General features: G+C 52.3%; 31 protein-coding genes, 1 pseudogene and 1 riboswitch. Of the genes and pseudogenes, 15 read left to right on the forward strand and 17 right to left on the reverse strand.

The genetic code is table 11. The features are described 5' to 3' along the window. Positions 1–12: 12 nt before the first annotated feature. Both PAT9B_RS24570 and PAT9B_RS24575 read right to left on the reverse strand, forming a co-directional pair. Entirely contained in the window at positions 13–435 is a 423-nt protein-coding gene (locus PAT9B_RS24570) for a universal stress protein (protein WP_013511997.1), read from the reverse strand. After that, positions 432–1,343, reverse strand: coding sequence for a DHHA2 domain-containing protein (locus PAT9B_RS24575; protein WP_013511998.1), 912 nt, complete (start codon positions 1,341–1,343; stop codon positions 432–434). The genes PAT9B_RS24570 and PAT9B_RS24575 overlap by 4 nt, the downstream gene beginning before the upstream one ends. A 79-nt stretch (positions 1,344–1,422) precedes the next feature. Next, a riboswitch (Fluoride riboswitch) is annotated at positions 1,423–1,494 on the reverse strand. A gap of 143 nt (positions 1,495–1,637) precedes the next feature. Between PAT9B_RS24575 and PAT9B_RS24580 the strand changes: the two genes are divergently transcribed. The 4 genes and pseudogenes from PAT9B_RS24580 to PAT9B_RS31210 all read left to right on the forward strand — a co-directional run bounded on the left by PAT9B_RS24580 (position 1,638) and on the right by PAT9B_RS31210 (position 3,727). After that, positions 1,638–2,189: a Chromate resistance protein ChrB gene (locus tag PAT9B_RS24580; RefSeq protein WP_013511999.1), complete on the forward strand. Its 552-nt coding sequence runs from the start codon at positions 1,638–1,640 to the stop codon at positions 2,187–2,189. Positions 2,190–2,223: 34 nt separating this feature from the next. Further along, positions 2,224–2,838: a cation diffusion facilitator family transporter gene (locus PAT9B_RS24585; protein ID WP_013512000.1), complete on the forward strand. Its 615-nt coding sequence runs from the start codon at positions 2,224–2,226 to the stop codon at positions 2,836–2,838. A gap of 437 nt (positions 2,839–3,275) precedes the next feature. Beyond that, positions 3,276–3,545, forward strand: a pseudogene (locus PAT9B_RS24595) (hypothetical protein); the annotation flags it as partial. Between the two features lie 83 nt (positions 3,546–3,628). Beyond that, positions 3,629–3,727 (forward strand): hypothetical protein, encoded by a 99-nt coding sequence (locus PAT9B_RS31210; protein WP_223300517.1) that lies wholly within the window; start codon positions 3,629–3,631, stop codon positions 3,725–3,727. Here PAT9B_RS31210 and PAT9B_RS31505 read toward each other — a convergent pair. The 3 genes from PAT9B_RS31505 to PAT9B_RS29460 are packed head-to-tail and all read right to left on the reverse strand — an operon-like array spanning position 3,707 to position 4,395. Beyond that, on the reverse strand, positions 3,707–3,823 hold the full coding sequence (locus tag PAT9B_RS31505; RefSeq protein ID WP_369700795.1) for a methyl-accepting chemotaxis protein: 117 nt from the start codon (positions 3,821–3,823) through the stop codon (positions 3,707–3,709). The two genes, PAT9B_RS31210 and PAT9B_RS31505, sit on opposite strands and share 21 nt — an antisense overlap. Further along, positions 3,772–4,200 (reverse strand): JAB domain-containing protein, encoded by a 429-nt coding sequence (locus tag PAT9B_RS31510; protein ID WP_049792232.1) that lies wholly within the window; start codon positions 4,198–4,200, stop codon positions 3,772–3,774. Before PAT9B_RS31510 ends, PAT9B_RS31505 begins: the two co-directional genes overlap by 52 nt. Positions 4,201–4,212: 12 nt before the next feature. Then, complete coding sequence (locus PAT9B_RS29460) at positions 4,213–4,395, reverse strand: hypothetical protein (protein WP_013512002.1); 183 nt, start codon at positions 4,393–4,395, stop codon at positions 4,213–4,215. Positions 4,396–5,800: 1,405 nt separating this feature from the next. Here PAT9B_RS29460 and PAT9B_RS24605 point away from each other — a divergent pair. Together PAT9B_RS24605 and PAT9B_RS24610 are read left to right on the forward strand one after the other, a co-directional pair. Next, positions 5,801–6,106, forward strand: coding sequence for a hypothetical protein (locus PAT9B_RS24605; protein WP_013512004.1), 306 nt, complete (start codon positions 5,801–5,803; stop codon positions 6,104–6,106). 233 nt (positions 6,107–6,339) lie between these two features. After that, positions 6,340–6,603 carry a biofilm development regulator YmgB/AriR family protein gene (locus PAT9B_RS24610; protein WP_013512005.1) on the forward strand — a complete coding sequence of 88 codons (264 nt, stop codon included), beginning with the start codon at positions 6,340–6,342 and terminating at the stop codon, positions 6,601–6,603. A gap of 317 nt (positions 6,604–6,920) precedes the next feature. On the opposite strand, the gene PAT9B_RS31395 is transcribed toward PAT9B_RS24610, so the two are convergent. The 4 genes from PAT9B_RS31395 to PAT9B_RS24620 form a co-directional block, all read right to left on the reverse strand. Continuing rightward, positions 6,921–7,052, reverse strand: coding sequence for a hypothetical protein (locus PAT9B_RS31395; RefSeq protein ID WP_013512007.1), 132 nt, complete (start codon positions 7,050–7,052; stop codon positions 6,921–6,923). A 17-nt stretch (positions 7,053–7,069) separates the two neighbouring features. Then, on the reverse strand, positions 7,070–7,192 hold the full coding sequence (locus tag PAT9B_RS31400) for a hypothetical protein (RefSeq protein WP_013512008.1): 123 nt from the start codon (positions 7,190–7,192) through the stop codon (positions 7,070–7,072). 104 nt (positions 7,193–7,296) lie between these two features. Next, positions 7,297–7,530, reverse strand: a complete 234-nt coding sequence (locus tag PAT9B_RS24615; RefSeq protein WP_013512009.1) for a hypothetical protein — start codon at positions 7,528–7,530, stop codon at positions 7,297–7,299. Between the two features lie 200 nt (positions 7,531–7,730). Then, positions 7,731–7,991, reverse strand: a complete 261-nt coding sequence (locus tag PAT9B_RS24620; RefSeq protein ID WP_013512010.1) for a hypothetical protein — start codon at positions 7,989–7,991, stop codon at positions 7,731–7,733. A 352-nt stretch (positions 7,992–8,343) separates the two neighbouring features. On the opposite strand from PAT9B_RS24620, the gene PAT9B_RS24625 reads away from it, so the two are divergent. The 4 genes from PAT9B_RS24625 to PAT9B_RS31405 all read left to right on the forward strand — a co-directional run bounded on the left by PAT9B_RS24625 (position 8,344) and on the right by PAT9B_RS31405 (position 10,899). Continuing rightward, entirely contained in the window at positions 8,344–9,504 is a 1,161-nt protein-coding gene (locus PAT9B_RS24625; RefSeq protein ID WP_013512011.1) for a diguanylate phosphodiesterase, read from the forward strand. A 636-nt stretch (positions 9,505–10,140) separates the two neighbouring features. Next, complete coding sequence (locus tag PAT9B_RS24630) at positions 10,141–10,401, forward strand: hypothetical protein (RefSeq protein ID WP_013512012.1); 261 nt, start codon at positions 10,141–10,143, stop codon at positions 10,399–10,401. 84 nt (positions 10,402–10,485) lie between these two features. Next, positions 10,486–10,683 (forward strand): hypothetical protein, encoded by a 198-nt coding sequence (locus PAT9B_RS24635; RefSeq protein WP_013512013.1) that lies wholly within the window; start codon positions 10,486–10,488, stop codon positions 10,681–10,683. A 90-nt stretch (positions 10,684–10,773) separates the two neighbouring features. Continuing rightward, a complete protein-coding gene (locus tag PAT9B_RS31405) occupies positions 10,774–10,899 on the forward strand; it encodes a hypothetical protein (protein ID WP_255360077.1) in 126 nt (41 codons plus the stop codon). Between the two features lie 2 nt (positions 10,900–10,901). Here PAT9B_RS31405 and PAT9B_RS24640 read toward each other — a convergent pair whose 3' ends face one another. The 6 genes from PAT9B_RS24640 to PAT9B_RS29470 form a co-directional block, all read right to left on the reverse strand. Further along, a complete protein-coding gene (locus PAT9B_RS24640; RefSeq protein WP_041526208.1) occupies positions 10,902–11,168 on the reverse strand; it encodes a biofilm development regulator YmgB/AriR family protein in 267 nt (88 codons plus the stop codon). Between the two features lie 136 nt (positions 11,169–11,304). Next, complete coding sequence (locus tag PAT9B_RS24645; RefSeq protein WP_013512015.1) at positions 11,305–11,577, reverse strand: hypothetical protein; 273 nt, start codon at positions 11,575–11,577, stop codon at positions 11,305–11,307. 101 nt (positions 11,578–11,678) lie between these two features. After that, complete coding sequence (gene ycgZ / locus PAT9B_RS24650) at positions 11,679–11,921, reverse strand: regulatory protein YcgZ (RefSeq protein ID WP_013512016.1); 243 nt, start codon at positions 11,919–11,921, stop codon at positions 11,679–11,681. Positions 11,922–12,266: 345 nt separating this feature from the next. Continuing rightward, complete coding sequence (locus PAT9B_RS24655) at positions 12,267–12,455, reverse strand: hypothetical protein (RefSeq protein ID WP_013512017.1); 189 nt, start codon at positions 12,453–12,455, stop codon at positions 12,267–12,269. 721 nt (positions 12,456–13,176) lie between these two features. After that, on the reverse strand, positions 13,177–13,545 hold the full coding sequence (locus PAT9B_RS29465; protein WP_049792233.1) for a hypothetical protein: 369 nt from the start codon (positions 13,543–13,545) through the stop codon (positions 13,177–13,179). A gap of 74 nt (positions 13,546–13,619) precedes the next feature. Beyond that, entirely contained in the window at positions 13,620–13,874 is a 255-nt protein-coding gene (locus PAT9B_RS29470) for a hypothetical protein (RefSeq protein ID WP_049792234.1), read from the reverse strand. A gap of 160 nt (positions 13,875–14,034) precedes the next feature. Here PAT9B_RS29470 and PAT9B_RS24665 point away from each other — a divergent pair, with 160 nt between their 5' ends. Then, entirely contained in the window at positions 14,035–14,274 is a 240-nt protein-coding gene (locus tag PAT9B_RS24665; RefSeq protein WP_013512019.1) for a hypothetical protein, read from the forward strand. Here PAT9B_RS24665 and PAT9B_RS24670 read toward each other — a convergent pair. Continuing rightward, on the reverse strand, positions 14,264–14,578 hold the full coding sequence (locus tag PAT9B_RS24670; RefSeq protein WP_013512020.1) for a hypothetical protein: 315 nt from the start codon (positions 14,576–14,578) through the stop codon (positions 14,264–14,266). The two genes, PAT9B_RS24665 and PAT9B_RS24670, sit on opposite strands and share 11 nt — an antisense overlap. A gap of 343 nt (positions 14,579–14,921) precedes the next feature. Between PAT9B_RS24670 and PAT9B_RS24675 the strand changes: the two genes are divergently transcribed. From PAT9B_RS24675 to PAT9B_RS31010, 4 genes are all read left to right on the forward strand, one after another. Beyond that, positions 14,922–15,140: a phage protein gene (locus tag PAT9B_RS24675; RefSeq protein ID WP_013512021.1), complete on the forward strand. Its 219-nt coding sequence runs from the start codon at positions 14,922–14,924 to the stop codon at positions 15,138–15,140. A gap of 336 nt (positions 15,141–15,476) precedes the next feature. Beyond that, on the forward strand, positions 15,477–15,713 hold the full coding sequence (locus PAT9B_RS24680; protein ID WP_013512022.1) for a DUF2171 domain-containing protein: 237 nt from the start codon (positions 15,477–15,479) through the stop codon (positions 15,711–15,713). 504 nt (positions 15,714–16,217) lie between these two features. Further along, positions 16,218–16,469 (forward strand): regulatory protein YcgZ, encoded by a 252-nt coding sequence (ycgZ, locus tag PAT9B_RS24685; RefSeq protein WP_013512023.1) that lies wholly within the window; start codon positions 16,218–16,220, stop codon positions 16,467–16,469. Between the two features lie 137 nt (positions 16,470–16,606). Continuing rightward, entirely contained in the window at positions 16,607–16,756 is a 150-nt protein-coding gene (locus tag PAT9B_RS31010; RefSeq protein WP_013512024.1) for a hypothetical protein, read from the forward strand. Between the two features lie 504 nt (positions 16,757–17,260). Here PAT9B_RS31010 and PAT9B_RS24690 read toward each other — a convergent pair. Continuing rightward, positions 17,261–17,551, reverse strand: coding sequence for a hypothetical protein (locus tag PAT9B_RS24690; protein ID WP_013512025.1), 291 nt, complete (start codon positions 17,549–17,551; stop codon positions 17,261–17,263). Positions 17,552–17,670: the final 119 nt, after the last annotated feature.

Here is a 17,670-nt window from a genome sequence, read left to right on the forward strand (position 1 = left end):
TCTCCTTATTTATCAGTAAATATGTCGGATCAACACGTCAACATTAAGATGGTTGATGTAATCCATTGACTTTGATGTTAATAAACCAAGAAAACGATTTCGGTGCCCTGCAATAATCAGATCAATGTTCAGATCCACGATGCATTCCTCCACATCATCAATATTGCTCATTGTAACCAGCACCCGTGTATCAGCCGGGACGGGCATTGCGGCTGTAAGACTGCTGAGAAACTCTTTGACCTTAATCACGTCGGCCGAAACCACGTCGTCCATGATGCTGTCAGAAACGTAGTTCATTTCCCGGTAATCGTCGCTGACGTGCGCAAGCGTAATTTTCATTGCAAGCTGCTCTGCCAGAATGGCGGCAAGTTTGACCAGAACAGCACCGTCTTCCCTGTCATGGATCAGAACAAGAGCATGGGAATAACAGGTCATAATGCTTCCCCCGTGTTTATTTTCAGGTGACTGGCAAGCCATGGCAGGAGCTGCTTTTTTCTGCTGAGCATGCCCGGTACGGAACAGGGACCAGCCTGTTTCAGCGCGGGACCGGCAAAATAGAGAGTGGAGAAGGATTTGACGATGTCCGTGACCATAAGCACAACAAGACCGGCCCCCGTCTGCTCAGCCAAATGGGACATCGCCTCTTTTAGGTGGCCCAGTTGATTTTGGACCTGTTCAGGTGAAGAAACTTCCAGCTGAGCAATGCGAACATCGGTTCCCGAGATGACAAATGCCTTGAGATCTTTCTCCAGTAGCTCTTCAGCATTAAGTCCGTCAGTGTCGGTTTTGGCTGCAAGTAACTGGGCAGTGAACGAACTCAAATTAACACCAGCCAGCTTGCTGATTTCAGCAACGGCACGGTAATCATCATCCGTCGTCGTAGGGGATTTTAGCGCAATGGTATCGCTGATAATTGCACCCAGTAACAGGATGGCATAAGCCGGTGGCAGCATTGCCCTGATCGGTGGCTCCATGATTGTCCAGAGCAGAGTTGCGCTACTACCAACCGGTTTAATCCACACTTCAGGTGGAAGATGCGTGATCAGGCCACCAAGGCGATGATGGTCAATGATGCCGATAATATTGCAGAGGGAAAGGAAACCGGGGCCCTGTGCGGGTTCGGTGAAATCAACCAGCCAGACGGGTTCATCCTCTCTGAGCATGATCAGGCGTTCCGGCAAATGTAATCCGGCAACCCGGAAAATATAACGGGTCTCGCGGCTTACCTCACCGAGCCGCCAGGCCCGGGCCCGGCGACCCTGACTGGAAAGCCAGAAGGCGGCGACAACAGCGCTACAGACAGCATCACTGTCAGGATTAGTGTGTCCAAATACGTTGATCATTATCCGGCCCTGAGTGTAAAGCATGCAGGCCATCGGAAAAACGAGAATGAGCCTGACATGCCTCTAATGAATACGAAGAGACATACCAGGCGTCATCAGCTCCAGCGAGGGAGCGGTTTGGATAAGGTGGAACGCCATCACCTTCGACTCAGTGTCTAACAGTTTTTACAAACAGGCAATGATTTTTATGGCAGTTTTTACCCATGCGAAAAATGTATGGTGTGAAGGAAGGAAACCTAATAACATCTGTTGCTACACTTTTATTGTAACCGTTGTTACATTGGAATTGATCGGATGATCTCACATAACTGGCTCCTGATTTCGTATAAGGTACCCTCTGAACCAGCACGTAAACGTATAGCGCTTTGGCGAAAGCTGAAAGCACTGGGAGCAGTGTATATACAGAACGGGGTTTGTCTTTTGCCAAAAAATGAAGAACACACCAGACAGTTGAAAATCATCGAAAATGAGATAGCTAATATGGCCGGAGAGTGTGTATTACTGGAATCAGTCGCACTTGATGGTGTCCAGGAAGAGAAGGTTATTGCCCGGTTTTGTTCCGACAGGGATGAAGAGTACACCGAGTTTCTTGGAAAGTGTCTGGACTTCGAAAACGAAATAGCAAAAGAAACTGCTATAAAACACTTTACTTTTTCTGAACTGGAAGAGAATGATGCAGAGCTGAAAAAGTTAAAGACGTGGCTGGAAAAGATCATGAAACTGGATTTTTACAAATCATTAATGAGCGAGACTGCGACTTTACGGTTAAATAAATGTGAGATTTTACTTGAGGAATATGCAAAAAAGGTCTTCGAAGCATCTGACGATAACTGTCAGGATTGCTGATTTTTATCGAAAACATCGTTCGGCGTGATTTCATATGAAAAATTATTATGCTGGACTGGGTGGTACCGAGAGAAAACCTCAGTGTTTTCTCCGGCCCAGACAGGCAGTTATTATAGTCTATCTGTTAAACTTAATTTATTTCATTATTGAATTTTCAATTGCATATAAGATCAAGGCACTGTCCATCTATGCTGATAGTTGCGATTTTATTGAGGATGCAGTAACCGCGATATTCATTTTTTCTTCCATGACGGAATCCTCGCGGATCATCACCATGACCGGGCGTATACTGTCACTTTTACTGCTACTACCCGGAATCGCTTTTCTGGTGGTCTCTGTGGATAAATTTCATGATCCAGTTACACCTGACATATTTCTTTTTAATTTAATAGGGATGGGTTCTTTGGCTGTCAATGTCACATGCGCATATCTGATGAGACGTTTTCGGATTAATAATAATGCCGTAACAAAAATGGGGTATCTCACATCACGCAATTACGTGATAGCCAGCCTGGCGCTGATTGTTGCTGGCATTTGCACATTGAACTGGCACTCCACATGGCCCGACATTCTGACAGGAACAGCATTATTCATCCTTAATTTTAATGCCGCCATCTCAGTCCGGAAGTGTATCTGCATCGCAAGCTGAGTTCATTGTGGAATGATACTTAGTTTTATCAGCAAAATTTCCAGTCCGAACTGTGCTCTCAGAACTGTGTTTTTATGTTCATGACTTATATGTTGACAGATAACTGTTTTGTGTGTGCTTACTTACAATACGTTTTCGCAGGTTACATTGAGACTAACCGAAACAGGGACAGGGACAGGGACAGGGACAGGGACAAAGATCAAAACGCGTTAATTAATGATATCAAACCGGATGCTTTTATTATGCGGGAAGCTAAATTATTTAATAAAGATGGTGAAGCGAGACTTTACGGCTGTTGAGCAACAGACAGGACTGAGAGGTTTTGTTGCTCCGGCAACGGATACTGGATAACACGTTGCAATATTTATGCGGGATCGCCTGCCGCCTTACAGCTCCAACATCCCTTCGGAACATTGAACATGCAGGAGATGAGCAAAATGGTTGATAAATTTAAAAATCAAAAGGCAACTTTAGTCACTGGTGGAGGCAGGCCCCGCTGGCTCAATCGTACGGTCGTGGGTGTCGGGTTCACCAGCGCTCTGGGAGATTTCTGTTATGAAACGGCCACCGTTATTTTGCCTGGTTTCCTGGCCGTGCTGGGTATACCGGCCTCATGGCTCGGGACATTTGAAGGAATTGCCGATGCAATTGCAGCATTTACCAAACTCTGGGCAGGATACATCGCTGACAGGCTTATTTACCGAAGGCGTGCTCACGCTGCCTGCCGGTTATCCGGGAATAGTGGCAGATAACCTTCTGGACGCTGGAACTGCGCACGACCCAGGAGCGATTGACCCGGGCCGTGCGCGAGGCGGGCCCGGATACCAATCGCGTGCGTCAGTGGCTGGAGAAAACCCGCCGCCGCGCGCTACTGATGCCCAAACGCTAACCAATCACCCTTCTGTGGGGGCGAACCTGTACCTGAAGCGGCCTCTACGGCGGCGTTAAGCGCGAGGATATTAGTCTGGAATGCAATGCCGTTAATGTCTTCAACCACTCTCCGCACCAGCCCGGCTCCCCGCTGCGTGGTACCAGCTTGCGACCGGCCAGCTCTCGCGCCTCGTGCGAGTTCTCCGCGTTGTGAGTGACGGTGACCACCGCCGCGTTAAGCTGCAGTGTTCTGTACACAACATCCGGGGGAATCCCGACGCTTGAAATAATTCCCTGAAACATCTCTTCATAAGCAAACAGCTGATGCTGGTTATTCAGAAAAGCAACAGCAAAAATTTCACGCGACCGGCCGACAAGTTTTACTCTGAAAAACACTCCGGACATCTCTGGTGAGGCAAAAAAGGTCCCGGTGGCGTAGCGATGATCGATGGCGCGTGCGGCTTCTTCAAGGATCTGACTCTCCGTGGCCATCACGTAATTTCCCTATGCATAACGAATCTGAAGACGTATAAAAAAGCGAACGTTATCGCTGATGTTTTCAATCCCTGTTGCAGTAGATACAGATCCAGAGTCGTTGAAGTTTTGGGCGTTATTGCTGGCCACTATTTCGATCAGCGCACGGGTGGTGGTCGCGTCAGGGGTGACGTCTAAGTAGGTATTTTGCATGGCACAGCTTCTTAAATCCGGTTGGGTAAGCGATTAGGCGATCTCAGCCTTTTCATTGCATAACCATCTCTGAGTAGCATTTTCAGATGGCTACATCCATCCATGCTGATTCGCCGGTTTCACCAAACAGTTCTAGGGAAAAATGACGGCTCTGATCCAGGCAGCCAGTGACGACACCGACAGCAGTGGGCACAGTTCAGACCAATCTGTGACGGTGTTGCATACCTACTGGGTCATGTGTCTGATGGTCCCGTGCAACAGTCTAGGCGGTCGTCTTCATGGATTTGCATTGCACTGAGTGACACAAGAAAATCCAGCCCCTCTGACAGTGCCGGGTTAAGGTAGTTGTTCTCCGGTCTCTTACCCCATGTTTTGGGCGATTTTAGCGTGGCGGTGTTGACGCTCTGTGTGTTTATGGCACTTCTACTGTTACGGTGTGTAGTCATGCTTCGGTCGATCCAGTCGCGGCGAAGGGCAAAGTAGCACCGGCAATGAACGAAGAAAGGGAGCCCCGCAGGCCGTAGTTCAAGTGAGTAGTTGTGTATGATGTCAATAGACTCGGTTAATTAATCGTATGTGACTGGCCCGCTCAGCTCATCCGTTACATTCGTCTGAACATCAGATGAAGCGCCGGCGCCAAAATCAGTGGAAGAGACCGACAGGCTTCACACCTGGCCGGGGAGGGCATTTATTTTTAATAACGGTTAATACCGCGCGATCCCGGGTTGGAAAATAATTTTTCGCAACTCATGTTTTTACGTCAGATAATTTCAGCAGCCTCTCCGCGCAATGAAATTTCTGTCACCGCTCCCGGAAGCCAGAACTGTAATATTTCACAGACTTGACGGCTGATACATCATGTATGCTGTTGTATCAGGTATACGGCCGTCAACGCATCCATGCGCATACCAGGATTCTTTATTCCTGTACGAAGCGGAAGGAAGATGGGGTATTTTTTTGGAAACCAGACTGGTATTTAAACGAAACCGGAAAATCACAAACATATTTCCTGTTGTCATGTGTAGGGAACCCGGCACGGTGAAAAGTCCCCCGCAGCCTTACAAAGGTTGCGTTGCCCTGCACACCTGGCATGCCATCTCAGTATGGCTGAAGCCGGCTTTCACCCGCACGTGTCCGCCCTCTTCAAATTTTTCCGCATACAACCTGAAATACGGCTCTGTAGAATTCATTCATCCGAAAACCATTTCATGCGAATGAATATCAACATCACACTAATAATTACTATATATCAGTACATTACACTTATAATTAAAGGTTCGGTTTATTCATCCTTATTAATCCGCAGACTTCAGCCAATAGATTACATTTAAATCCCACCAACCACTTTGCTATAATCAGGACGTGGTTAACAGAATTCGCATTCATTAATTAAGAGAGGTGTAACGTGTTGTACAGCGAAGACATGACCGGTCACGCAGTTATTGGTGAAGCAGCAGTCAATCTTGCCGTGCGTGAACAGGAAATATCCGTCGATGCGCTCCTCAAGGAGCTGAATCTAATGCTGAGAGCTGAAAAACTCAGCAGCCGTATTGCCCGCATCAGCGCGGCTATAAGCTGGCTGCGTGACTTCCGGACTGTAGGTGCGCGCGACGGTGCAGGTAAGGGGTGGATGCTCCCTGATGCAGACAACCATAGCGCTGGCGGCGAGGCCACTATCCGCCTTCAGGATGATGATGATGAAATGAGATAACCACATTCCGCGACAGCGGGCGTTGAGCGCCCGCCTTCAACTGCTTTCATAAATATTGATTACACGCATACGGACTGATTAGCAAAGCGCATTACTGTCCTGTCTGGCCTATAATGAACTTACCATCAGGTAAGCGCTGCAGATGCAACGTTGCAGGCAATACAATAACAATTCACGTAACCACTTCCATCGCCGTTATCCGCTCAGGCTGTTTCGGCAGGGACCTTCACAGCATGAAAGACACTAACTCGGTGACAGCAATCCGCGCCCGGCTGCAGAGCTGCGGCGATACACTGGCGGCAGAGCGTCAGGAGCTTGAGGCAGCAATACAGATGATTCTGGCCTCGGGCGGTCAGTTGACCAATAAAACGCTCATCATTCACGTCATTCGTGAGCTTGAGCATGAGCGTAACGTGCAAAGGCAGGGGGTGCTGCGCAACGTGCTGGAGCTGATCGTCACCCATACGCCCGACGACGCCGGCGGACAGGCCTCGTGACGTCAAAGCTCAGACCTGGGGGGATGTGCTTCAGTTAAGTTTTCCCACAAAAAGGCGGATAGCCCGCTGGCAGGCCTCACGCATGTTCACATCGGCGCTGGACTCCTTCAGGCGCCACAGCATACCGATGAGCTCGTGCGGGCTCACTGATCCGCCACTGCGCAGTATCTGCCTGATGGCCAGCCCGATGGCTTCGTGCACCAGGCGCTGTATCTCATGTTCGTTTTTCAGATGCGCTCCACTTATTGGGGATATATACAGTGTATCGCAGTAAGCGGTGCGCATAAATACGTACGAAAAAAACCGCCCGGAGGCGGTTAAATCAGCGGTGGGGCTCCCCTGTCGGGCGGAATATCTCTGTCGCCGCCGGGCACCTCGTCTTCGTGACCGGGCGCAGGCACCTCATCCGGCAGGGGCGCATCGTCATCAGGCATCGGGTGTTCAGACATTCTGCGCTCCCGCGGGGTCACTTCCCGCCCTTCTGCTTTGTGTTATCGCTGTCCCTGGTGTCTTTTTTGTTGCCCGCAGGCAGTTTGCTGTGGTCGGCGTCTTTGCCATCCTTCACATTTTTGTCATTACGGTCAGCCATGGTTACCTCCGTCACCCGGTATCGGGTAACATTAAGTTTAGGTGCATGACGGGATCCGGCGTGAATAATTATCAGGTCTGTGACTTAAGCGTAAAAACGGCTCATCATGCTGGCGGTGAAAGCGTGATGTCCCACATTTCGGACATGCTGTCGTCCACGCACAACCGGCAGATGCAGGCCCGTATGCCGAGGCGTTGTGAAGCAGTCTGATAGGCGTGCCGGTAGCTGAAGGCCGATCCCAGAAACTGACGCTCCGGGTGGTCTTCCAGACACGCGCAGCCTTTCACGTGCAGCCAGTCCTGCTTACTCACCCTGAGCAGATAGTAAAACTCCCACATACGTGGCCTCCCTTTCTGTTAAAGCAGCCAATGTATGCCTGAATATATAGTGGTAGAATTAATTTCTGACGCAATTTAAGTGCAGGAAAAATGGAGGTGTCGTCCCTGACAGATTCTCCGGCCGGTACACGCCTTCGCGAGACCGGTGAGGTCATCTACATCGTCGTCTTCCGGCCAGAGCCGGACTACGTCCTTTGGCGTCAGTTCTTCTCGTCGTTCAGGCCCGCAAGCGTCTGCAGGTACGGCACCCGCCGGACGGCCTGCTCCGGCTCGTGGAAGCTCTTCAGCCAGCTTCTGGCTTCGGATATTTCGGTGAGCCGGTTATCGCTGCCGCCGGCCTCAGCCATATTTCCGAGCTCGACAATAAGCGAATGCACACTTATTTCCTTTTCGCCCAGCGCCAGGCTCAGTGCCGCTTCGCCAATAATGACGTACCCTTTCCCGTCATGTTGAATAGACAAATTAACTACCTCCGTTTGACGTTAATGACAACCTCACGTCACACTGTAGACGCAGACGAAGAAAGTGCCCGATGGATATTCTGAAAACACCCTGATTCGTAATAATTTATGTCTGGACGAGTGGTTAAAGGAATCCACGCGCGTTGAAATGTTCTGCTCAGATATTCCCACGATTCTGCCTGACAGGCTCATTTACCGGAGCATCCATCACTCAGATAATTGTCCCGGACTACCGCAGGCTTCCCTGTCGGTACACTCCTCAGGTCCAGGTGCAGGTTTCCGGTCAGGTTTGAGAAATGACAGCCAGCTGCTATGGTGCCCGTGACAATCTGCGGCAATACGGAGTCTGAACATGCTTACAACAATAATTTACCGGAGTCACCTCGCCGAAGAGGTTCCCGTCAGCATCCTGCCGGGCATGGTGGAGAAGGCGAGCCTGCTGAATGCCCGCCATCAGGTCACGGGCATCCTGCTTTTTAACGGCACCCACTTCTTTCAGATTCTGGAGGGCCCGGAGGAGGGCGTGATGGATATCTACGGTCGTATCTGCGCCGACCGGCGGCACCACAACGTGGTTGAGCTGATGCGCGACTACTCACCGTCGCGTCGCTTCGGCAACCACGGGATGGAGCTGTTCGACCTGCGCCATCACGACAGAGGCAGCGTGCTGCAGGCGGTACTTGACCGCGGCACGTCTAAATACCGCCTGACATATGACGATCGCGGCCTGCAGTTCCTGCGAACCTTCGTGGAAGCCCGTGAGAAAGAAAACTATTTCGAGGTCCTGCCCGCCGATTACTGGGACTTTGTGCCGGATGAGAGCGGCTCACCGGCCCCGGCAGCGGGCGTCACCTTCCGCCCGGTGGTCGATCCGCTGGGGCGCGAAGTGACGGCCCTCGAGGCCATACCCGATGAAGCGCCAGACGGACTTACCGGCGAGGCGCTGTACGTGAACAACCTCGCCACGGTCACCGGGGCCCTGTGCAGGGCCGGAAGATCGTGCCCGGACGACATCATGCTGTACATCAGCATTCTGCCCATGACGCTTGTTTCTGTTCCGGATGCCGTCAGCCGGCTCGTCAGCGCCATCGAAAGCGCCGCGCTGGTGCCGCAGCAGATCATAGTGGGCGTCAGCGAGACGGAGGTCATCTCTCAGCTGGATGCGTTTTCTCAGTCGGTGCGCCAGCTGAAGCAGGCCGGCATCAGCCTGTCCATCGATAACTTCGGTGACGGCGCCGCCGGATTGTCGCTGCTGGCGCACGTTCAGCCGGACCGCGTGCGCATCGGTGCCGGGATCGTGCGCAATATTCACCGCAGCGGCCCCCGTCAGGCGGTGGTACACGCGGTACTGCGCTGCTGTTCAGCGCTGGAGATAAACGTCATCGCGGCAGGTATCGAGCAGCCGGAGGAGTGGATGTGGCTGGAGGCCGCGGGGGTCACTGACTTCCAGGGAGCGTTGTTCACCGCAGAAGGCGCGGCTGTGGCCTGGCCGGAGACCCGTGAGGCTATCTGAGGCGGCCGGAAGAAAAAGAGCCCGCGGGCCCCGGATGATTAACAGGATGCGCGGCCCGGTAAGACGGTTGCTGCGCGCTCAAGACGCCCACCGGCATTTCAGGCTTTTCCTGCCGCAGGGGTCTGCCACGGTTGGACTTTTAAAGCCAGATGCGGAAGTGGCTCATCATTGCCGACGCGTGCTTTGCGTCGGCTATATCAGCAGCCGGCGTTTGGTCTGGTTTGAGAAGTCGATGGCATAAATCTCGATGCCGGCGTCGCGCTGCTCGCTTTTGATTGCTGGGAAATGCATATCAGGCCAGCGGTTCACCTACAGCATAAACTCACTTAAAATCATTTTTTCGCCATTTATTGTTTTAAAATCAGTACTCTTTTGTCTGGTCTGCCCAGCGTAGAACTGGTTGCGAACTCTGCAAGCCATCAGCACCTGAGCAGCGTGGCCGCAGAAAGAAAATGCCGGCGCTGGAGTGAAATACCTTCAGAGCGCGCGAATTAATAAGAATGCCCCGGGCAGCATTACTGTGCGCGTCAGTACGCTGCGTCGGTAAAGTTTACTGCATGGTATCTTCTCCGGTCGTGTTCGTGTCAGTGAGGCTGTGGTAAGCTCTGCCCCCGAAACCTGCTGCCGGATAACCCCATGAAAAATAACTTTGACGACAAAATGGCCGACATCATGATTGGCGAGGCCGTGACGGCGCTGCTGGATGAGGACGTGGCCATCAGCTGGGCGGCCCTTACGGATCGCCTGCGGTCGGCCATTGAAAATGAAACTGATGAAGATCGCATTCGCGCGGGTCTGCGCGCTATCGAAGAGGTCCGTCGGGAAATGCATATCCGCGCCGGGAAAAAAACCGGGGTGGCCAGCGCCGCCGGACTGCCAGAGCAGAAGCTCCATTGATGCCCCTGAGGCACAGAGGTATCTGCTGCGGTGCCTTTCTGTTATACTGTACAGTTATCCACTACGGACACGGACGGAGGTCATATGAACGATGACACCACCGCCGAAGATATCTACGCCGTTATCGGAACGGTCGTGGCACGCCTTCTTAAGCCGGACCAGTACCTCACTCTTCACGAAATCACCAGCGCCCTGCATAGTATGGGCGAGGCGGCCGGCTCGGCCGGAATGCGCGAAAGCTGCGAACGCGCCGTCAGGATGCTGGCGCAGCAGATGCACTGACCTTCAGATTTCTCCCGTTCTGACGTACCCCCTTCGCACCATGACGGTGACGTGCCACACTGATAAGTGTGAAATCTTTTAAACCGGGAGATGCCTGTGAAAGTCTGGATTGCCGTAACCCTCGCCGCCGCCGTCAGCTGCTCCGTGTGGGCCTCGCAGGGGGGATTTGACTCCCCGGCTGCGCTGAACGCCGCGCACGCGGCGCAGCAGAAGTAACATCAGAAGCCTTCGTCGTCGGGCGTTTTGCCAACAACGATTTCCAGCGCGCTGCGCAGTACGTCAAGCTCGACCACGTCAGAGGTGCTTTCAAGCTCGGCAATCAGGTAAAGAATAATCGCTTTGCTCGTCACTTTTTTGCCGTGAATGACGATGTCGCGGATAACGGCGTCCAGCACGGCGGTCTCGGCGGCCAGTGCGTCGCCGCCGCTGCGAAAGTGCTGAATGATGTCTGCTTCGATCGTGGTGTGCTGTTCGTTAAGCTTCATGGTGTTATCCGTCAGGCCCTGCGGGCAAAAGTGGCCAGGCTGGCTGCTGCCTGAAATAAAAACGGCCACCCTACGGTAGCCGCATCCTGCGGGCATCCTGCCACTCTCCGCTATATACGGAAATTTATCCTCCAGATTATTTCTTACTGCCGCGGCCCGTGCCCGTCAGAACACCAAATGCCAGCCCGGCCGCGTTACGGCTTTCCCGGGACTGTTCAAATTCCGTCTGCACCTCGCCCAGTGCCATGGCGATGGCTTCACGCCTTTCCGGGACCCTCTCACTGGCGTCCATGCTTCGGAGCTGTCGCGCAACGCTGTCTGCACTGATGCTGTCAACGCTGCTGAGCAGAGCAACCACAGCCTCACCCAGTACAATGTCGGCGAGGCGTGTTAAATCTGTTTTCTTCAAATCCGCATCTCCCGGTTCATGCCCCCGCAGCGTGGCAGGACGGTCATTCCGGGCGGTCCTGAATGCATGCTGCGGGCATCGCTTCTTTACAACGGGGTAACTCAGCGCTCAAACAGCAGGCCGATTAACGTCTGGTAATGACGCTCTTCTTCAAGGCTCGATGCCACTTCAAGCCGGCGCAGTAACTTGGTACAGATGGCCTTACGGTTAAGGTTCTTGCCCGCACGCAGGATTTCCACCACAATCTGCCCCAGCGTTTCCTGCTGGGTCGGTGCCGATGCCTTGCTGAAGTAATGTGCAATGTCACTGGCGGTGTCCGGGAATTTCGTAACGTTCTGACGCATGGTTAACCTCTTGATGGTTAAAATGTAGTCGGCCCTGTCTGACCGTAAAGTTATACAACCAAATCAAACTTGTACAGCTGTTGAGTTGATGTACAGCTTATTTTTTTGTGCAAAAAGTGCTATGCGTTACTAAACAGTAACTTAGTTGAGTATCAGCGTGCGAATGATGAGTGAGGTGATGAAAGGGTTGTACAACAAGCAGATTATTTTGGTCAGCCGGGGGGATGGCTCAGGAAAGAAACCTGCCCGGTGTGTGATCCGGACAGACGGAGAGTCATTCAGTGCGTTGATCCCCTGCCCCCTCCGGTGACCCACCTCAGCTCGTCCCGGTTGCCCGGTAATGACTTAAACCCGCTGCGCCAGCGCTTTGCCCCTCTTACTCTGCACGCAGCACGCAGGATCTTCTTCAGCGGCAACCATATCAGCCAGCTCCCGGATAAGCGGGTCAACGGTAATATCCGCATTATTAATCGCCAGATGAACCGCAGCTTCGCCAATAATCATCCGGTTTTCATTATGATAATTTTCAGGCATGTTCAGCTCTCCCTCATCCTTATTACGTTATTTCAGTGTGGTGTTTTAATGAGCTGAAACCCGGTTCCGTACAGTTATTCTCAGTGCATTATCTCGTCAGGAAGAAATGACCTCCGCAGCGGAAAGATAAAAACACTTAAAATTCTGATGTCCGACAGGTCATCATGGGTAACCCTAAGAAAACACTGAGTAATCGTTATGCATACTCTGAAATAGTTTTCATCTTCAAGAGTCAGGGTGATATTAGGTTTAACCTCAGACGAGGATTTAACACGATTTTTAAATATCGATTATTTCAGCCCGAGAGGCATTGGCTGAAAAGTGCGTAATGGGAGAGGAAATTATGAGATATATTGTGGTGATTATTTTACACCAAGAAAGAAGATAATCAGGTAGTATATATTTCCTGGTTTAGCGTGCCGGGATGAAATTTTACCGCCGCCGCGCGTCTGTTTGGCTTAATTAAACTTCAGGTTTAGGGCCCCGGCGGCTGATAAGTCCCCCCTTAAGGCCGGCCTCGCGCGCGATCGGGGTAGTGTTTGAAATTGCCGCCGCTGGCGGCGGCGCCTTTGCTTCCCGCTTCAGAAGCGCGTGCCGGGTAGGCCGCTAAGTTTCCGGCGCCACCGCGTGTTGCTGTTGTCATGATGTCTAACTCAGTTAAAAGATGTCCTGAATTTCAGGACAGGTAAAGTGTGGCACGTTTACACAATACTGCCCGCCTTCAGAACATTTTTTTTCCGCAAATACGACGGCGGACACGTGTGGCACGACGGCTGAATCTGAAATGCGGGCAGGATGAGCCTCCCGGCTTGCCATTCAGCGATATGCGCAGGCTTTGTGCGCTGAACGCCAGCCAGCTGCGCACAGGGTGCAGGCAGCCCGACTCGCCTGTGCCGTCCCACACGTACACGTAGTGCTCCGGATCGCGCAGCGCCCAGGCAACCATCCCCTCCCACATCACCTTTGCTGCATTGGTCTGCGCGCTGTCGGTAATGATGATCGACCAGCGATGCAGAAAATGACAGAAGAACCGTTGCGCCAGGCCGTGCACCGCCCCCTCATGCTGCGGCTGGCGGGTACGCCACACCATGACCTGTATGCGGCGCGCTCCGGCGAGGTGAAGTTTTCAGTTTCTTCCAGCCTCACCGCATACACGGTCTTCGGCTAAGGCTCCTGCGTGACCAGCCAGTACTGGCGTTCTGTTCTGTTCTGTTCTGTTCTGTTCTGTTCTGTTCTGTTCTGCCAGAGGGTGTAGCCGAACGGAGTCACAAACCCGTGTAACGTAAAATGCTCCACGTCGCGGGCAAGAAATGCGCGGGTGTCGGCACGGTTGATGTCTTTCGGATTCAGTACCTGACTGAAGCTTGCGTCGGGCAGGGTAATGGGCATGCTGTCGTCCGCCGTTATTTTTCTGTTCACTGTGCCTCCCTGATAACCGGAGCGTTAATTTTTACCGCTGAACTGCCTGCAATAAGGGCGGTACTGTTTAAACTTCTGAGCCCCGGCGCATTACTGCTGTACACGCGCCTGTGCATCGGTTATTTTGCGCCCGACCTCATTCACCACGCACGGGTATTTCATGCGACAGGACGGACTACCGCCGGAAAAAGACGCCGGGCTGACCGGCTACTTCAGCCTGGTCACCCACCCCTGCCAGATTGAGCTGCTGGGGCGCATTACCGTTGAGCTCCTGCGGCAGGAACAGCGGCTGACGCGCACCGCCGTGTGCCTGAAGCTGATTGCGCGCCTCGACGGGACCGTCGATGAGGACGGGGCGGCACACCTGACGGCGCTGCTCCGGATGCTGTTTAATCGCTGAGCCTGAGGGAGAGCACCGGCAGGTTACTGGTCACGGAGCGTTCGTCGTGAAAAGAGAGCGGCAACCGGAATGCCGTGCAGTCCATGCGTATAAACTCGGTCCGCAGATGCCGGTTACAGATAAACCAGACCTCGTCGCGGTCGTTGGAAAGAATGAAGTAGGCATCCGACGTTTCTGACGGGTTAAAGCAGCCCAGTGCCCGGTAGGCCGTATTGAGGCTGAACCCGCTAAGCAGCGGCAGCGGCCGCGGACCGCCTGCCAGCTCTTCCACCCTGAGATAAAGCCCCTGTTCCATCCAGAGCATGACTCTCCTCCACAACACAAATTCATTTTTCATAAACAGTTACGGTGCCGGGTGCCTCCCGGTGATCCAGAAAGGCTACCACCTGAATCGCGCGTGTATTCCTGCTGTACTTACGTAGCCTCGCCCCGTCGCATAGAGGGATTCACCGTGATCAGAGCATAGCAGCCAGATTAGCTTCGTATTTTAATATGGTTAAAAATTTCCTCTGCACGCTCATTCGTCCGCCCACTCCGTACAATCAGTCCGAACCAGACTGTCCTGTTCCTTTTATCTGAAATGCGACGGGTAGTTTGCGGGATACGTAAGCGGGGTCCATAGTGTGAGTCAGCCAAACGGAGAAAACATGGACTGGATAGATTACGCGGCGGAAAAACCCGCAGACGGACAGGTTGTGGCAATTTGTACGGATGAGGGCGTGGGGAGCGGAAAGTACGATGCGGCCTTTGCTAATTTCACCCATATACTCATGCCGGGCAACGCTGTATTCAGGCAGTACCGGGTTACGCACTGGCTTCCGCTGCCGGATATATATGGAATAAGTAAAGACACCGTTCACAGATGAAGATCGGAAAAAAAATCGGGACGTGTACGGGAATAATTCTACGGTTTGTCTCCCCTAAATCTGCATCTTATCCACTGAGAGTCATGATCATGGCTTTTGTAGAACGGTTGTCAAATTACGGTGAAACTGAGCCAGGAGCGCCAGCCAGCAGAGCGCATTGCAGGCGTGCGTTACTTGAGCGCAGGTACGGGTATGCGCCGTATGCAGCGATGAGGCAGATGTTTCATTGTGTGAATTTATTGACACTCTGAAGATTTATAACCCACATTTTAATGGTGCACCCAGCATTATGGCTGGGAAAATCCATCATATGGCATACGTTATGGAGGATTGATTATGGTTAATAAAGCAGAAGTTCTGGACCATGCGCAGGTAGTGGACGTTAACGGTGAGCACGTGGGTATTGTTGACCACTTTGAGGGTGATGACAAAATCAAGCTGGCTAAAAGCGATCCGGAAGCGGGCGGTCAGCACCACATCATTCCGTTCAGCTGGGTAAAGGAAGTGGATGATAACAAGGTCATTCTTTCTAAAACCAGGGATGATATTGAAAGCGAGTGGCAGGCCGGCTGACAAAATGCCGCGGCAAACCTTTAACGCTTTTGAGTATTTACTGCCTGAACAGCTGGCACTGAGCGCATCTTTTTCTTACACACTAATATGCTGATTCAGGACCATCAAGCCGGCAATATTATATCAAAATTTCATTTTCCCTCTTCTTGGTAGATTTATCTGCTGCCGTAAACACCATGTGCATATACGGTCAATCCTGATGTTGACATTTTTCCGAAAAGGAAGATTCGCTGTACCTCATCACGACGATGAAAAACAGGCCTCACATCGGGCGCGCTGTGCGCGTGCCAGCCGGAGAAACAGTCAGAGAAGATGGCTACGCTTTCTCAACAACCCCCGCAACGTCTCTCTCATATCCTCATGATTATTAATCATTAGCCTTTTTTGCAAAAATAAATCAATTTCCCAATAAAGAAATTACTGTACAGGTTTTTAGTTTTTGTATAACTTTTCGCACATCATCACCCGATGACATTTTAACTACTCTTTTTGAGAGAAAATACTATGCGCCAGAACAGCATGAAACCTGATACGGCGGAAAACATTGCCCGTTATTTTGCCGATTCACAGCTCCCCTCGCAACAGGAAATGCTGGGGCAGATTGTGATGGAAATCCTTCGCAACGGCACCGCCCTTAACAGGCCGGCCATCTGCGCAAAGCTCATACGCCGCCTGGAGCTTGCTGACAGTTCAGAAGAAGAGCAGCTCTGCCGCACGCTGATTGGCCTGCTGTTCGGCCGGGAAGATGCTCTCTGACTCAGGGAACCAGCTCACAGCAATGCTTTCTCCGGCGTGGATATCTCATCCTGAATATATCTGGATGTAACCTCAGCCGGCCGCGTAAGCGGAGGCAGGTACAGGAGAAGTCCCTTTACTGGCACCCAGGGAGAGGTATGTACAGAAACAAAACTGAAGAACTCATGGACTACGTTATCGGCGAGGCCGTCCTCGATCTGCTCTGTGAGAGTGCGTCGGTGTCCGGCGCGACGGTTGCCGCCAGGCTGGTGGAGATGGCCGCGCGGAGACCCATCCCGACAGGATGAGGCCCTGTGGCTGGCGCTGGAGGAAGTAAATGCGTTGCGCCCGGGCACCCGACTCGCGCGAAGGCAGAACGGAGTCTGCAGATAGCCCTGTCGTCGTCGGCGCTTTTAACTATGTCTGTCCCGGATGATGGGTTATGCAGCAGAAAAAAACCGAAGAAAAATGTCAGCGCACTTCACCAACTGGCCGCTGAGTCAGTAGTTATAAGCGCGGTGTTTGAGCGCTCAATACCCAGGCGGACACATATTACGTAAGGACTTGATACTCATCCTGATAACACAGCTGGAAAACACCTCTGGCGTGGTCAGACTCAGCGTCCTGTGCCCGGAGCGCTGGAGATTGTTGTGGATTATTCGCGTGAGGGCGAGGACGTTTAGTCCGCTTCAGGACCTGATTGCGGCCTGCCGGTTATTACAAGCAGCCACAACAATTGATATAAGGCCTGCTCCAGACGGCGGGGTAATTCAGCACCAGTTGTTCAGAAGGGCACTGAACCCGCAGGACTCTTAAGGCTCAGTGCAAGCGGCAGCAATCAGGCTGATGGCGGCCAGACAGGGTTTTTTCTTTCTCAGCTCACGCACGCTGACGCTCATCCACCACAGTGTACCGGTAAGATTCTGTATGGATTTTACCTCTTCAGGTTCGGACACGAGCAGCGCTCTGATGGCCTGACCGATAACCTCGAAGATTTCAGCATGATCGGGTTCAGGACACGTCTCCGGAGAGAGCCTGCCAGTTACTTGGAAAGACTCAGCTGACTGAAAAATTTTTTCAATATTCCTCCTGGGTTTATTCATACACTTACTCCGGCGCAAAAATGAAGGGGGATTACACATTCGGCTGTGCCCGACACAAACTTGTGGCATGGCATCGTCCGCCACAAGCTTGCTTGGTTGCTGAAGAGGGCATCAGAATG

The organism is Pantoea sp. At-9b, from assembly GCF_000175935.2.
GTDB lineage: Bacteria > Pseudomonadota > Gammaproteobacteria > Enterobacterales > Enterobacteriaceae > Pantoea.

What these genes read in the sequence shown, in the direction of transcription:
- PAT9B_RS24675 (WP_013512021.1), top strand. Translation starts at nt 14,922, where the DNA reads ATGGACTGGATAGATTACGCGGCGGAAAAACCCGCAGACGGACAGGTT.
- PAT9B_RS24625 (WP_013512011.1), top strand. Translation starts at nt 8,344, where the DNA reads ATGCTTACAACAATAATTTACCGGAGTCACCTCGCCGAAGAGGTTCCC.
- PAT9B_RS24655 (WP_013512017.1), bottom strand. Translation starts at nt 12,455, where the DNA reads ATGCCTGAAAATTATCATAATGAAAACCGGATGATTATTGGCGAAGCT.
- ycgZ (WP_013512016.1), bottom strand. Translation starts at nt 11,921, where the DNA reads ATGCGTCAGAACGTTACGAAATTCCCGGACACCGCCAGTGACATTGCA.
- PAT9B_RS24580 (WP_013511999.1), top strand. Translation starts at nt 1,638, where the DNA reads ATGATCTCACATAACTGGCTCCTGATTTCGTATAAGGTACCCTCTGAA.
- PAT9B_RS24665 (WP_013512019.1), top strand. Translation starts at nt 14,035, where the DNA reads ATGCGACAGGACGGACTACCGCCGGAAAAAGACGCCGGGCTGACCGGC.
- ycgZ (WP_013512023.1), top strand. Translation starts at nt 16,218, where the DNA reads ATGCGCCAGAACAGCATGAAACCTGATACGGCGGAAAACATTGCCCGT.
- PAT9B_RS29465 (WP_049792233.1), bottom strand. Translation starts at nt 13,545, where the DNA reads ATGGTGTGGCGTACCCGCCAGCCGCAGCATGAGGGGGCGGTGCACGGC.
- PAT9B_RS31010 (WP_013512024.1), top strand. Translation starts at nt 16,607, where the DNA reads ATGTACAGAAACAAAACTGAAGAACTCATGGACTACGTTATCGGCGAG.
- PAT9B_RS24570 (WP_013511997.1), bottom strand. Translation starts at nt 435, where the DNA reads ATGACCTGTTATTCCCATGCTCTTGTTCTGATCCATGACAGGGAAGAC.
- PAT9B_RS24635 (WP_013512013.1), top strand. Translation starts at nt 10,486, where the DNA reads ATGAACGATGACACCACCGCCGAAGATATCTACGCCGTTATCGGAACG.
- PAT9B_RS31510 (WP_049792232.1), bottom strand. Translation starts at nt 4,200, where the DNA reads ATGGCCACGGAGAGTCAGATCCTTGAAGAAGCCGCACGCGCCATCGAT.
- PAT9B_RS24630 (WP_013512012.1), top strand. Translation starts at nt 10,141, where the DNA reads ATGAAAAATAACTTTGACGACAAAATGGCCGACATCATGATTGGCGAG.
- PAT9B_RS24640 (WP_041526208.1), bottom strand. Translation starts at nt 11,168, where the DNA reads ATGAAGCTTAACGAACAGCACACCACGATCGAAGCAGACATCATTCAG.
- PAT9B_RS29460 (WP_013512002.1), bottom strand. Translation starts at nt 4,395, where the DNA reads ATGCAAAATACCTACTTAGACGTCACCCCTGACGCGACCACCACCCGT.
- PAT9B_RS24615 (WP_013512009.1), bottom strand. Translation starts at nt 7,530, where the DNA reads ATGTGGGAGTTTTACTATCTGCTCAGGGTGAGTAAGCAGGACTGGCTG.
- PAT9B_RS31400 (WP_013512008.1), bottom strand. Translation starts at nt 7,192, where the DNA reads ATGGCTGACCGTAATGACAAAAATGTGAAGGATGGCAAAGACGCCGAC.
- PAT9B_RS24575 (WP_013511998.1), bottom strand. Translation starts at nt 1,343, where the DNA reads ATGATCAACGTATTTGGACACACTAATCCTGACAGTGATGCTGTCTGT.
- PAT9B_RS24670 (WP_013512020.1), bottom strand. Translation starts at nt 14,578, where the DNA reads ATGCTCTGGATGGAACAGGGGCTTTATCTCAGGGTGGAAGAGCTGGCA.
- PAT9B_RS24585 (WP_013512000.1), top strand. Translation starts at nt 2,224, where the DNA reads ATGAAAAATTATTATGCTGGACTGGGTGGTACCGAGAGAAAACCTCAG.
- PAT9B_RS31395 (WP_013512007.1), bottom strand. Translation starts at nt 7,052, where the DNA reads ATGTCTGAACACCCGATGCCTGATGACGATGCGCCCCTGCCGGATGAG.
- PAT9B_RS24610 (WP_013512005.1), top strand. Translation starts at nt 6,340, where the DNA reads ATGAAAGACACTAACTCGGTGACAGCAATCCGCGCCCGGCTGCAGAGC.
- PAT9B_RS24680 (WP_013512022.1), top strand. Translation starts at nt 15,477, where the DNA reads ATGGTTAATAAAGCAGAAGTTCTGGACCATGCGCAGGTAGTGGACGTT.
- PAT9B_RS24690 (WP_013512025.1), bottom strand. Translation starts at nt 17,551, where the DNA reads ATGAATAAACCCAGGAGGAATATTGAAAAAATTTTTCAGTCAGCTGAG.
- PAT9B_RS31405 (WP_255360077.1), top strand. Translation starts at nt 10,774, where the DNA reads ATGCCTGTGAAAGTCTGGATTGCCGTAACCCTCGCCGCCGCCGTCAGC.